This window comes from Caulobacter rhizosphaerae (genome assembly GCF_010977555.1).
Taxonomy (GTDB): Bacteria; Pseudomonadota; Alphaproteobacteria; order Caulobacterales; family Caulobacteraceae; genus Caulobacter; species Caulobacter rhizosphaerae.
This window is the reverse complement of record NZ_CP048815.1, coordinates 3,089,735-3,102,247: the sequence shown is the minus strand read 5'-3', so window position 1 is coordinate 3,102,247 and position 12,513 is coordinate 3,089,735. Positions and strand designations below refer to the sequence as shown.

The window sequence follows — 12,513 nt, the reverse complement described above, 5'->3', positions numbered from 1 at the left end:
CCCTAGCGACGGCGTGTCGCTTTGCAAACACCCGTTACGCGCGCGGAAGCGCACCGGTCCTTCTAAAATGCGCTCGACCCCTTGTCGTTCAAGGGGCCGGAGAGGCGGGGGCGGTCCGCAGGGTGTCGTCGATCGCCTTCAGCCAGGAAGCCCGCACCGAATCCGTCTCCAGGTGCAGCGCGTGGCGGGCCGTGGGATAGCGAGTCTCGGCGCAGCGGGGCAGGGCGGCGCAGACCTCGCCCTGGGGCCTGGGCAGGGCTTTGACGTCCTGGCCGGCGTCCAGCATCACGACGGGGATGTCCACCCGCTTCAGGTCGCGGCCCGTCGCGTCCACCACGTCGTAGAAGGCCGCGTACCAGGCCAGGCTCGGCGCGCCCATCCTCAGGTCGGGATTGGCCAACTGCCAGGCCTGCTGCACGGCGCCCCGAGCCCGGTCGTCGGTCAGCCTGCCGGCGACGCCGTCGGGTCCCTCGCGTTTCCAGCCCGCCTGGCCCGGATAGCGCATGAACCCCAGCTTCAGGCCCCTGGCCCAGCGCGCGAGGCGGATCAGTTCGCCCTTGGGTCGCGGGAGGTCGGCGATGTCGAAATTGGGCGAGGAGAGGATCGCGGCGTCCGCACGCAGCCCTTCCTCCAGGGCTCGCAGGGCGACCAAGCCGCCGTCGCCGGCGCCGAGGATCACGAACGGATCGCGGCCGTTGGGACGGATCACCGCCGTGACCATCGCACGGGTCGCCGTGACGTCGGGCGCGAAGCTGGTGGCGTGGCCCAGATCGCGCCACGGCGTCGCTCGCTCGGAGCCGCCCTGGCCCTGGCGTTCCAGAATCCAGACCACGTAATCCAGGTCGTTGAGGTCGCGAGCCGTCTCGAACCAGGCCTCGGCCGACTCGCCATAGGCCGGCAGGATCAGGATCTGCCCTCTCGGCGCGCCCTGGGGCGCGGAGACGCCGTACCTTTGAACGAGGTCGTCGCCGACCTTCACGTAGCCCCAGGCCCAGCCGGCGGGCGGCTGGAAGCGAACATCGAGGGAAGGGGGCGTGCGGCTTTCGGCGAAGGGCGCGCGGACGCCCTCGTCGCCGCAGGAGGCGAGCGGCGGGGCCAGCAGCAACAAGGCCAAGGCGAAAACAGGGAGGCGGCGACGCATTCCGCGCACTCATTTCGCGCCTTTGCGTCACATGCAAGAACGCATGCTTGATCCGGAGGCCAAGAAGGCCGATCTAGGCCGTCATGGTCACCCTGATCGACACGCTGAACGCCCGCGCTTCCGAGCCCCGCTCTTCCGAAGACCGCGCTGTCCGCCACCCCGAAAAGCAGAACCGACCCGACACGCCGGTCCTGCGCAAGCCCGAGTGGCTGCGCGTCCGTGCGCCAGGCTCGCCCGGCTACAACGAGACCCGCGGCATCGTCCGAGACCACAAGCTGACCACGGTCTGCGAGGAAGCGGCCTGCCCGAACATCGGCGAGTGCTGGAGCCAGAAGCACGCGACCATGATGATCATGGGCGAGATCTGCACCCGGGCCTGCGCCTTCTGCAACGTGACCACCGGCCTGCCCAACGCCCTGGACGCCGATGAGCCGCGCCGGGTGGCCGAGGCCGTCGCCAAGATGGGCCTCAAGCACGTCGTCATCACCTCGGTCGATCGTGACGACCTGGCCGACGGCGGCGCCCAGCACTTCGCCGAAGTGGTCCTGGCCATCCGCGCCGCCGCGCCGGGCACGACGATCGAGATCCTGACCCCGGACTTCCTGCGCAAGGACCGGGCCGAGAACGTGGTGATCGACGCCCGCCCGGACGTCTTCAACCACAACCTGGAAACCGTGCCGCGGCTCTATCTGAAGATCCGCCCCGGCGCCCGCTACTATCACTCCCTGCGCCTGCTGGAGCGGGTCAAGGAGCGTGATCCTTCCCAGTTCACCAAGTCGGGCCTGATGGTCGGCCTGGGCGAGACCAAGGAAGAGGTCATGCAGGTGATGGACGACATGCGCTCGGCCGGCGTCGATTTCATCACCATCGGCCAGTACCTGCAGCCCACCCGCAAGCACGCCGCGATCGACCGCTTCGTGACCCCGGACGAGTTCAAGGCCTACGAGGCCATCGCCCGGGCCAAGGGCTTCCTGATGGTCTCGGCCAGCCCCCTGACGCGCTCGTCGCATCACGCCGGCGAGGACTTCGCCAAGCTGCAGGCCGCGCGCCGGGCGCTGGACGCCAAGGCGGGCTAGGGCGCTTGCACCGCCATGTCGTCACCCGGGTGTTGCCCTATGCGCCCGAACAGCTCTTCGCGCTGGTCGGCGACGTAGAGGCCTATCCGCAGTTCGTGCCGTGGATCACGGCCATGCGCACCTGGAACGGCCGGGCCGACGCCCAGGTCTCGACCGTGGACGCCGAGGCCCAGGTCGGGTTTTCGTTCCTGCGCGAGAAGTTCGCCACCCGGGTTCGGCGCGACGCGGCGGCGCTGACGGTGGACGTCGGCCTGCTGTACGGCCCGTTCAAGCGCCTCTCGAACCAGTGGCGCTTCCTGCCGCACGAGGACGGCGCGACCGTGGAGTTCGTCATCGACTTCGCGTTCAAGTCCAGGATCCTCGACGCCATGCTGGCCGCGAACCTGGATCGAGCGGCCAACACCCTGATCGGCTGTTTCGAAGACCGCGCCCGGGCGATCTATGGTCCGAAAGCCTAGGCCGCGGTGACGCCGCTATGGCATGTCCCGTCACCGTCCCCTGAACGCGGCCGGGCGCTTCTGCAGGAAGGCGCTGACGCCCTCGATGAAATCGTCGGTCTTGCCTGCCGCCTTCTGCCCATGGCGCTCGGCATGCAGTTGGGGCCCCCAGTCGGCGTCGAGGCTGTCCCAGACCAGCTTGCGGATGATCGAGAGGGCGGCTGGACCACTGGCCAGGTCCTGGGCGATGGCCGAGGCGGTCGTCATCAGTTCGGCGTCGGGCACGCAGCGATTGATCAGGCCCCAGGACAATGCTGTCGCCGCCGGGATCTTGTCGCCCAGCAACATCATCTCCATCGCCCTGGCCTTGCCCACCAGGCGCGGCAGCAGGTAGGTCGAGCCGCCATCCGGCACCAGGCCAATGCGGCGGAAGGCCTGCAGGAAATAGGCGCTCTCGGCCGCCACGATGATGTCCCCTAGAAGGGCCAGCGAGCAGCCGATGCCGGCCGCCGCCCCGTTGACCGCGGTTACGATCGGCAGCGGGAAGCCGCGCAGTAGGTCGACCAGCGGATTATAGGTGCTTTCCAGGGCCGCGCCCACGTCGGGCTTGCCGTCGCTGTCCGGCTCGCGACCGGTCGCCCCGCCCGCCAGGTTGGCGCCCGAACAGAAGCCTCGGCCTTCGCCGGTCAGGATCACGGCGCGCGCCTCGACCTCGCCGGCCGCGATCGCGCCGAAGGCCCGGGCCAGTTCGCTGGCCATGTCCACGCCGGCTGCGTTGAGCGTGGCGGGATCGGCAAGGGTGATGACAGCCACGCCGTCGGCGGCCTTGAGCCGGATCTTTTCGTAGGTCATGGCGTCCTCCCAAGACGTTGCCGTCGCGCCGGGAGTCTAGGCGCGACTAACCTTGGGGAACGCCAGGAAAATTATGGGTCGCCAGCGCCGGCCGTCGATCAGGCGGCGTTGGCCGAGTCCGGCTTGGTTTCGGCGGCGGTGACGCGGTTGCGGCCGCCACGCTTGGACGTGTAGAGCGCCGCGTCAGCCCGTTCCATGACCGAGTGACCGCTCTCGCCGGGACGACGCTCGGCGAAGCCCGACGAAATGGTGATCGCGCCCAGGTCCTCATTGGTCGAGCGGCGCTTGAGCATCCGCGAGGACACTTCGACGCGGATCTCTTCCAGGGTGCCGGCGACCAGGGCGGCCGACTCCCGCGGGAAGATCATCGCGAACTCCTCGCCGCCGTAGCGGGCGGCGAAGCGGGGCGGAGCGGCGACCCGGCCGATGACGCTGGCGACGTAGCGGATGACCTGGTCGCCCGTCTGGTGGCCCCAGGTGTCGTTGAAGCCCTTGAAGTGGTCGATGTCGAGCACCGCAAGACAGAGCGTGGCGCCGGCCTCGTCGGCTTCCGAACAGGCGCGGTCCAGCTCTTCGTCGAAGGCCTTGCGGTTGGCCAGGTTTGTGAGCCCGTCGGTCGTGGCGTCGCGGCGAACCTGCTCCAGGTGTTCGCGCAGGCGATCGACTTCGGCGGTGGATTCCGCCAGGCGGGTCTCCAGCGACTTGTTTTCCTTCTGGACGCGACGGGTCGCCTCGGCCAGGCCGCTGACGACGGTCTTGATCTTGTCGACGTCCTGCGAGGCGTCCAGCTCCTTGGCCGCGCCGTTCAGCGTCCTGCCATAGGCGGTGTTGCTCTTCTGGGCGTCCTGGATGGCCTTGGAGACCGACTCCAGTTCCTTGCTCAGCAGGTCGCCGGCGTCGCGGATTTGTTCGTTCAGCTTGGCCTTGGGCAGGTAGGTGGCGGCCAGCTCTTCGCTGAGCGACTCGGTAAGCGGTTCGCCCAGCGAGATCAGTCGGGTCAGCTCGCGGGCCAGGGCGCCGTCCGGATCGGCGACGAAATGAGTCCACAGCTCGAAGTTCAATGCGGTCGGCCACACCTGATGGCGTTCCATCAGACTCAGGGCGCGGCCCGCGATCTTGTAGGCCTCAGGGCCGCGCAGCGTGGTCTCGACGTCCGACATCTTAAATCCCCCAGCAGCGCCGCATCGCCCGGATGCGCGCTTGGACGCACAATCTAGGCCGAAGAGTTCAAACGACGCGTTAAGAACGAACGGCGTTCTCTTGCAGGTCTCCAGCCTCGTGAGCGTGATTATCAGCGATAAGATGAACTTGTGGGCCGTCTGGACGGCCCTGAGCGTGGACGGGCCCGCCAATTTCAACCTCGGATCGCGTCCAGATCGTCGCTTTTGCGGATCGTTGACGCGCAGAAGGTCGCGAGCTGCGGCAAAACGACCTGGCGGCGGAACGTCGCGCGGCCAAGCGGGAGAAGTGGTCGTGGGCGCCGCTTCGACGAAGTGAACGCGCCGCCCGCAGCTTTACCCGCACTGATTCCCGTGATCGAAAGCCGGGATGGGTCAGACCACGCCGCTGCGCATCGTCGAAGAGACCAGCGTCCTGCCCGCGACGCACGCCGAGGCCTTCAAGCAGGGGACGAGCACGCCGCGAAGCGCCATGCGGCTGGACCTGCCGGCGCGGGATGAGGCGGCGACCGAAGCCTTTGAATTGGGCGGGCCCGCGCTGCCGGTCTGGTCGTTCGAGCATCGCCCGCCGTCCGCCCGACCCGTTTCCCTGTGCTTGACCCGCGAGGTCCTGCATCTGCCAGGCTTTGGCGCGATCCTGTCGCCGGATGGAACGGTGCTGAAGGCGTCCGCCCGCGAGGCCCTGGAGCGATGGCCCGACTTGGCGGGCCTGCCCGGCGTCCGCGTGGAGGACGGCGTCGCCCACCTGACGATCCCGGACACCCTGCCAGTCTTCGAGCAGGCGGCCGTGTTCCTGGCCTGGGGCGGCGTTTTCAACTACGGGCACTTCGTGCTCGACTGCCTGCCTTCGCTCGTGGCGTTGGATGAGCAGGGACTGCTGGAGCGCTACCCACCGATCGCGCCGCCGCTGAAGGGGTGGCAGCGAGACCTGATCGCCATGGCGGTGGGCAAGCCGGTCCGGGAGGTGAAGGCGGGTCTGGTCCGCATCGGCGCGGCCGTCCACGCCACCAGCATGGACCACTATCTGCACGGTCCGGGAGACCTGCTGGGGCGGACCCGGGCGCGGATCCTGGCAAGGGCGCCGACGCCTCGAACGCGCGGACGGCGGCTCTATTTCTCGCGCCGAGGCCATTCGATGCGGGTGATGGTCAACGAGGCCGCGCTGGAGGCGGCGTTGCGCGCGCGCGGTTTCGAGATCGTCAGGCCCGAGCGCCTGAGCGCGGCGGATCAGATCCAGATGATGCAGGAGGCGGACGTCCTGGTCGGGCCGACGGGCGCGGCCATGACCAACGCCCTGTTCGCCCCGCCGGGCGCCAGGATCGTGGAGATCCAGCCGCAGAACTTCACGAGCCAGTGGGTCTGGGCGGCCAGCCGATGCGCGGGGGCGGAATGGCGCGGCTATGTGTGCGCCTCGCCGGTCGATCCGCGCACGGTGGCTTGGCGCCATCGTGTCCGCCGCGGCTTTCGTTTCGGCTACGCGCTCGCCTTGGACGACTTCCTGGCCTTCGTCGACGCGGCGCTCTGAACGGAAAAGGGACACGCGAGCCTCGCGTGTCCCTGGATCCTAGTCTTCGCTGTCGCTGACCGGCGCCAAGCGTGGCGGGGCGCGCATCAGGAAGGCGGGGGTGTCGTTGCCGAAACCCACCACGCGACGGTCGTCGTCGTCCTCGCGACCGCGGACCGGCTGGACGCCGCGCACCGGCAGCGGGGCGTTGGCGCGCGCGGGGCGCTCGGCCTCAATGCGTTCAGGGGCGCGTTCCGGCGCGCGTTCGGGACGCGGCGCGCGTTCGGCCTCGAGGCGGGGTTGTTCGCTCCGCTCGGGACGGCGATCGCGGTCACGACCGCGTTCGCGGCGAGCAGGACGGTCGCCCTCGGTGCGTTCCGGGCGCGGGGCGCGTTCGACGGCGGGAGCGGCTTCGACGATCGACGGCTCGGCGACGGCGTCCTGTTCGACGCGCGGCTGGCGGCCGCGGTCGCGCGAGGAGCCGCCACGGTCGCGCCGGGGCTTCTCGCCGGCGGGCGCTTCGACTTCCGGAGCCTCAGCGGCGACGACGACTGGAGCGGCTTCGCCGCGCGGCTTGCGCGAACGCGCCGGACGCTTGGCCAGCGGTTCGCCAGGCGCCGAGGGGATCGGCTCGCCGGCGATGGCGGCGTCGAGATTGGCGGCGGCGACGTCCGAGGGCTCGGTCGGGGCGCGGTTGCGATCGCGATCCCGCCCACGCTCTCCGCCGCGCGAGCGGTCGCGATCACGACCGCCGCCGCGCTTGCTGTCGCCTTCGCGGCGCACGGTCACGGCGTTGGAATAGTCGAGGTCGAGCTTTTCTTCCTGCGGGGTCGAGCCGATCAGCTTGACCACCTTGTCGAAGCCCTTGTCGTCGGCGGGGGTCACCAGCATGTAGGTGATGCCCGAACGCCCGGCGCGGCCGGTGCGGCCGATGCGGTGGACGTAGTCGTCGGCGTGGTGCGGGACGTCGTAGTTGAACACGTGGCTGACGGCCGGGATGTCCAGGCCGCGGGCGGCGACGTCCGAGGCCACCAGGATCTTCAGGGCGCCCGAACGGAAGTCCGCCAGGGTCTTCATCCGCTGGCTCTGGTCGAGGTCGCCGTGGATCGGGGCGGCGTCGAAGCCGTGCGAACGCAGCGACTTGGCGACGATGTCGACTTCGGTCTTGCGGTTGCAGAACACGATGCCGGTCTCGATCTGGGCCTTCTCGATCAGGGCCCGCAGCGCCAGGCGCTTGGCCTTCGGATCGGAGGAGGGCACCTTGACCAGCAGCTGGGTGATGTTCTCGTTGGTGGTCGCCGGACGCGCCGCCTCGATCCGCACCGGATCTTTCAGGAACTGCTTGGTCAGACGGGTGATTTCCGGCGGCATGGTCGCCGAGAAGAACAGGGTCTGCTTCTTGGGCGGCGTCATCTTGAAGATGCGCTCGATGTCCGGAATGAAGCCCATGTCGAGCATGCGGTCGGCTTCGTCGACCACCAGGAACTGCACGCCGGTCATCAGCAGCTTGCCACGTTCGAAGTGATCGAGCAGGCGGCCGGGGGTGGCGATCAGCACGTCGACGCCGCGGTCGAGTTTCTTTTCCTGGTCGCCGAACGACACGCCGCCGATCAGCAGCGCCCACGAGAGCTTGGTGCCCTTGGCGTACTTCTCGAAGCTGGAGGCGACCTGGTCGGCCAGTTCGCGGGTCGGGGCGATGACCAGCGCGCGCGGCATGCGGGCCTTGGCGCGGCCGTTCATCAGCTTGTCGATCAGCGGCAGGGTGAAGGCGGCGGTTTTGCCGGTGCCCGTCTGGGCGATGCCCAGCACGTCCTGACCGGCTAGGGCCACCGGGATGGCCGCGGCCTGGATCGGGGTGGCGGTCGTATAGCCGGTGTCGGCGACCGCTTGGAGGGTCGTGGGCGAAAGCCCGAGTTCGGAAAATTCTGTCATGTCATTCTGGCTGAAATTCAGAGCCACCCGTATTTGGGCGAACGGGTGGCGCGGATTCGCCTGACCTGCTCCGAAGCTGGGGATAAATAGGCTTTGGCCCGCCAAAGTCAATCGTCGGCGGTTTGCGCGGCCAGGGCCGAGCTGAGATCGCCACTGGCGGCGACGGTGACGCCGGCAAGGCCCAGCCAGGCCGCCATGAGCCGCAGTTCGGCGGCCAGGGCGGCGGGCGTCTCGGCATTCGCCCTGGGCTCGCTGTGGGCCGAGAGCACCCTGAGCAGGCCCGCCTTGCGGTCGGCTTTCAGGTCGACCCGGGCGGTGATCGCCTCGCCCTGCAGGAAGGGCAGCACGTAGTAGCCGTGGGTGCGCTTGTGGGCGGGGGTGTAGATTTCCAGCCGGATGCGGACGTCGAACAGTCGCTCGGCGCGTTCGCGGAACCAGATCAGGTTGTCGAACGGCGAGAGCAGGGCGTTGGCGGCGATCTTGCGCGGCGTTCGCGCGCCGGGCGCCAGATAGGCCGGCTGGGCCCAGCCCTCGACCGTCACCGGCGTCAGGTCGCCGGCCTCCACCAGTTCGGCGACGCCTTGACGCGCGTCGGCCAATCCCATGCGGAAATAGTCGCGCAGGTCGCGTTCGGTAGCCACGCCCAGGGCCCGGGCCGCGCGCCGCAGCAGGACGCGATGGGCTTTGGCGCGAGACGGGGTCGGCGCGGACCATACCGCCTTCGGCAACACTTCCTCGGGCAGGCCATAGACGCGTTCAAAGGTTCCGCGCCGGGTGGCGGTGGTCAGTTCCCCGGCCCAGAACAGGCACTCGGTCGCGCGCTTGGCCTCGCTCCAGCCCCACCAGCCGCCCTGGCCGCGCTCGCCCAGGTCCAGCTCGCCCGCCGACAGCGGGCCGCGTTCGTGAATGGCCGCCAGGACCTTGTCGATGAACGGCCGGTGCTCGGCCAGGAACCGGGCGACGCCTTTCCAGACCCCGACGCCTTGCCGCGCGTCCTCCATTCGCCAGCGGAGCAGGGGTTGAAGGTCCAGCGGCATTAGCGAGGCCTCGTGACCCCAGTATTCGAACAGCGTCGGTTTCCGGCCCCAGGCCAGGTCCTCCAGAGCGCCGCGGGGGTAGGCGCCCAGCCGCGAGAACAGCGGCAGGTAGTGCGAGCGCGAGACGACGTTGACGCTGTCGATCTGCAGGACCGCCAGCCGCTCGATCAGGGCGATTAGATGGCGCCGGTTCGGCTGGGCGGGGCGGCGATCCGCGAACCCCTGGGCGGCCAGGGCGATACGGCGGGCCTGCTTGTGCGACAGGGTCTGGACCATGGACCGAATGAGCATGGGCGGATGTGCAGTGACAAGTCGCGACGGTAGCTCGGCTGACGGAATGCCGGGACGGGCCGTGCCGACCTGGGGCGGCGCTGGCGGCTATCCTCCGCAGGACTCGCGGATGATCAGGTCGGTCGGCACGCGTTCCGAGCGGCTGGCGCCCTGACCGCTGGCGTCCAGCAGCTTGGACACCATCAGCCGCCCGGCCTTGGCGGTGTCCTGCGAGATGGTGCTCAGCGCCGGGCGCGAATAGCGGGCGAACGGCACGTCGTCATAGCCGATCACCGAGACGTCGCCGGGGATCGACATGCCTGCCTGCTGCAGGGCGCGGATGGCGCCCAGGGCGATCAGGTCGGAGGCGGCGACCACCCCGTCGAACTTCACCCCCCGCTGGATCAGGGAGTCGACGCTGGCCTCGGCCGATTCCACCTCGAAATGGGCCGGCACGATCAGTTCGGGATCGACGCCCAGGCCGAACTGCTCGACCGCATCCAGGTAGCCGCGATGGCGCTGCATGGCCTCGGGCGCCTCGGTGTCGCCGAGGAAGACGATGCGCTTGCGGCCCAGGCGGGCCAGATGCAGCGTCGCCCGCTTGGCGCCCAGCGGATTGTCCGAACCCACCGAGCAATAGGCCTGGTCGGGCAACTGCGCGCCCCAGACCACGAACCGGCCCTCGGTCTCGGCCAGGCGGTTGAAGGCGGTGTGCAGCCAGCTCTGGCCCAGGAAGATCACCCCGTCGGCCCGGCTGGTGGTCATGGCGGCCGAGAGGTCCTCGAAGCTGGTCGGGGCCACGTGGCTGATCATCAGGTCGCAGCCGCGTTCGCGCGCCGCCTCGCCGACCCCGGCCAGCAGTTCCAGGAAGAACGGGTCCGACAGCCGGCCCTCGCGACCTTGCGGGCGGGGCACCACGATGGCGATCGTGCCCTCGGCGCCGATCGGGCCGGCGGGCATGTAGCGGCGGAACGGATAGTCCATCTCGCGCGCCAGCTTCCAGATCTGCTGCTTGGTGCGGGTGTTGACCGCCGGGCTGTCGTTCAGCGCCCGCGACGCCGTGGAGATCGACACTCCGGCCAGCCTGGCCAGGTCTTCCAGCCGCGTCGCGCCCTTGGTCACTGTCCCGCCCCGTCGTCAAAAAATCTTGTATGTCGCCGTTGCTGCAAATTTTGCCGCAAATCTTTTCAGGACCTTTGTTAAGGCGCCGCGCCCGTGGTTTTCAAGCGCCGTCGGCGAGGCCCCGTGGCCGTCGCTCACTCAGCTCTGAAAATTTCTGCAACTTTTCGCCGGATCGGCGGCGATCGATTGCACCCGTCCTTGCTGGGTCGACGTGACATTTCCTCAACGGATGCCGACATTATCCCGTCAACGTTCGGAAAATTCCATTGCCAGCGGGATCGACGCATGCGCAAATAGTTACCGCAAAGCGCTGAAAAAATTTGCGCAAGGTTCCGATCCAACGGAGCCTGGAAAGGGGAGCGATGGCGACCAAGGCCCGGCTGAACGGCTTCCAGATCTGGAACATGTGCTTCGGGTTCTTCGGGATCCAGATCGGTTTCGGCCTGCAGAACGCCAACACCTCGCGGATCTTCCAGGGCCTGGGCGTCCAGGTGGACCACCTGGCCATCCTGTGGATCGCCGCTCCGGCCACCGGCCTGCTGGTGCAGCCGGTCATCGGCTATCTCAGCGACAAGACCTGGGGGCGCCTGGGCCGGCGTCGCCCATATTTCTTCTGGGGCGCGATCCTGACCAGCGCCGCCCTGCTGGTCATGCCCAACGCGCCCGTCCTGTGGATCGCCGCGGCCGCCCTGTGGGTGATGGACGCCTCGATCAACATTACCATGGAGCCCTTTCGGGCCTTCGTCGGCGACAACCTGCCCGACGAGCAGCGCGCCTCCGGCTACGCCATGCAGAGCTTCTTCATCGGCACGGGCGCGGTGCTGGCCTCGGCCCTGCCGTGGATCCTGACCAACGGGTTCTCGGTCAGCAACGTGGCGGACGGCGGCGGCGTCCCGCCCTCGGTGCACATCGCCTTCTACGCCGGCGCGGCGGGCCTTCTGCTGTCGGTGCTGTGGACGGTGTTCACCACCCGCGAATACAGCCCCGAGCAGCTGGCGGCCTTCGAGGCGACCGAGCGGGCGCGCAAGGGCGAGGCGCCGGTCGTCGCCGCCGACGCGCCGACCCGCCCCGTCCGCGCCTACCTGGCCGGCGGCCTGGCCTGGACCCTCGCCGGCCTGCTGCTGGCCGCGGCGATCCTCGCCACGCGCCTGGAGAAGGAACTCTACGTCCTGGCGGCCATGGTCGGCCTGTTCGGCGTCGCGCAGCTGGTCGCCGGCCTCCTGCGGCGCGCCGACCGGACCGCCAACGGCTTTTCGGAGGTGGTCGAGGACCTGTTTCGCATGCCGGCCACCATGACGCAGCTGGCGGTGGTGCAGTTCTTCTCGTGGTTCGGCCTGTTCGCCATGTGGATCTACACGACCCCGGCCGTGGCGGCCTTCCACTACCATGCCGTGGACACCAGCTCGCGGGCCTATAACGACGGCGCCGACTGGGTGGGGGTGCTGTTCGCCATCTACAACGGCGTGGCCGCCCTGGCCGCCCTGGTGATCCCGCCGCTGGCCCGCGCCGTCGGCCGCAAGGCCTGCCACGCCCTGTGCCTCTGCCTCGGCGCGCTGGGCCTGGCGGCGATCCCGCTGATCCGCGAGCCGGGCCTGCTGTGGATCCCGATGATCGGCGTCGGCTTCGCCTGGTCGTCGATCCTGTCGGCCCCGTACTCGATCCTGTCGGGGGCGCTGCCGGCCGGCAAGATGGGCGTCTATATGGGCATCTTCAATTTCTTCATCGTCATCCCGCAGCTGCTGGCCGCGACCCTGCTGGGCCTGCTGCTTCGGACCTTCTTCGGCGGTGAGGCGATCTGGGCTCTGGCCCTGGGCGCGGCCGGGATGCTGGCCGCCGCCGCCTGCGTGTTCCGGGTCCGCGACGTGGGCGAGCCCCGAGCCTCCCGCGCCGAGGTCCGGTCGCCCGAAGCGCTGTCCAAGGCCTGATCCGCGTCCTGACCGACGCCATCCTTTCATGAGGTAGTT

9 protein-coding genes and 1 pseudogene are annotated in these 12,513 nt (G+C 69.1%); 4 read left to right on the top strand and 6 right to left on the bottom strand.

What is annotated here, in order from left to right; genetic code table 11:
• Positions 1-88 precede the first annotated feature (88 nt).
• The gene (locus G3M57_RS14100; RefSeq protein WP_163231266.1) at positions 89-1,141 is read right to left on the bottom strand and encodes an alpha/beta fold hydrolase; all 1,053 of its coding nucleotides are present in this window, start codon (positions 1,139-1,141) and stop codon (positions 89-91) included.
• 83 nt (positions 1,142-1,224) lie between these two features.
• Here G3M57_RS14100 and lipA point away from each other — a divergent pair, with 83 nt between their 5' ends.
• Together lipA and G3M57_RS14090 are read left to right on the top strand one after the other, a co-directional pair.
• Entirely contained in the window at positions 1,225-2,217 is a 993-nt protein-coding gene (gene lipA, locus G3M57_RS14095; RefSeq protein WP_056750233.1) for a lipoyl synthase, read from the top strand.
• A gap of 5 nt (positions 2,218-2,222) precedes the next feature.
• Positions 2,223-2,675 (top strand): type II toxin-antitoxin system RatA family toxin, encoded by a 453-nt coding sequence (locus tag G3M57_RS14090; RefSeq protein ID WP_163231264.1) that lies wholly within the window; start codon positions 2,223-2,225, stop codon positions 2,673-2,675.
• A 30-nt stretch (positions 2,676-2,705) separates the two neighbouring features.
• On the opposite strand, the gene G3M57_RS14085 is transcribed toward G3M57_RS14090, so the two are convergent.
• On the bottom strand, positions 2,706-3,506 hold the full coding sequence (locus tag G3M57_RS14085; protein WP_163231262.1) for an enoyl-CoA hydratase/isomerase: 801 nt from the start codon (positions 3,504-3,506) through the stop codon (positions 2,706-2,708).
• Between the two features lie 98 nt (positions 3,507-3,604).
• On the bottom strand, positions 3,605-4,666 hold the full coding sequence (locus G3M57_RS14080) for a GGDEF domain-containing protein (protein WP_056750242.1): 1,062 nt from the start codon (positions 4,664-4,666) through the stop codon (positions 3,605-3,607).
• A gap of 388 nt (positions 4,667-5,054) precedes the next feature.
• Between G3M57_RS14080 and G3M57_RS14075 the strand changes: the two genes are divergently transcribed.
• Positions 5,055-6,209: a glycosyltransferase family 61 protein gene (locus G3M57_RS14075; RefSeq protein ID WP_163231260.1), complete on the top strand. Its 1,155-nt coding sequence runs from the start codon at positions 5,055-5,057 to the stop codon at positions 6,207-6,209.
• Between the two features lie 39 nt (positions 6,210-6,248).
• On the opposite strand, the gene G3M57_RS14070 is transcribed toward G3M57_RS14075, so the two are convergent.
• From G3M57_RS14070 to G3M57_RS14060, 3 genes and pseudogenes are all read right to left on the bottom strand, one after another.
• On the bottom strand, positions 6,249-8,120 hold the full coding sequence (locus G3M57_RS14070) for a DEAD/DEAH box helicase (RefSeq protein WP_163231258.1): 1,872 nt from the start codon (positions 8,118-8,120) through the stop codon (positions 6,249-6,251).
• A 107-nt stretch (positions 8,121-8,227) separates the two neighbouring features.
• Complete coding sequence (locus G3M57_RS14065) at positions 8,228-9,448, bottom strand: winged helix-turn-helix domain-containing protein (protein ID WP_280115539.1); 1,221 nt, start codon at positions 9,446-9,448, stop codon at positions 8,228-8,230.
• A gap of 87 nt (positions 9,449-9,535) precedes the next feature.
• Positions 9,536-10,610: pseudogene (locus tag G3M57_RS14060) on the bottom strand (LacI family DNA-binding transcriptional regulator).
• Positions 10,611-10,911: 301 nt separating this feature from the next.
• Here G3M57_RS14060 and G3M57_RS14055 point away from each other — a divergent pair.
• Positions 10,912-12,474: an MFS transporter gene (locus tag G3M57_RS14055; protein ID WP_163231256.1), complete on the top strand. Its 1,563-nt coding sequence runs from the start codon at positions 10,912-10,914 to the stop codon at positions 12,472-12,474.
• Positions 12,475-12,513: the final 39 nt, after the last annotated feature.

Excerpts from the sequence above, each read along its gene's own strand:
- G3M57_RS14065 (WP_280115539.1), bottom strand. The coding sequence starts at position 9,448 with ATGCTCATTCGGTCCATGGTCCAGACCCTGTCGCACAAGCAGGCCCGC.
- G3M57_RS14055 (WP_163231256.1), top strand. The coding sequence starts at position 10,912 with ATGGCGACCAAGGCCCGGCTGAACGGCTTCCAGATCTGGAACATGTGC.
- G3M57_RS14070 (WP_163231258.1), bottom strand. The coding sequence starts at position 8,120 with ATGACAGAATTTTCCGAACTCGGGCTTTCGCCCACGACCCTCCAAGCG.
- G3M57_RS14085 (WP_163231262.1), bottom strand. The coding sequence starts at position 3,506 with ATGACCTACGAAAAGATCCGGCTCAAGGCCGCCGACGGCGTGGCTGTC.
- lipA (WP_056750233.1), top strand. The coding sequence starts at position 1,225 with ATGGTCACCCTGATCGACACGCTGAACGCCCGCGCTTCCGAGCCCCGC.
- G3M57_RS14080 (WP_056750242.1), bottom strand. The coding sequence starts at position 4,666 with ATGTCGGACGTCGAGACCACGCTGCGCGGCCCTGAGGCCTACAAGATC.
- G3M57_RS14075 (WP_163231260.1), top strand. The coding sequence starts at position 5,055 with ATGGGTCAGACCACGCCGCTGCGCATCGTCGAAGAGACCAGCGTCCTG.
- G3M57_RS14100 (WP_163231266.1), bottom strand. The coding sequence starts at position 1,141 with ATGCGTCGCCGCCTCCCTGTTTTCGCCTTGGCCTTGTTGCTGCTGGCC.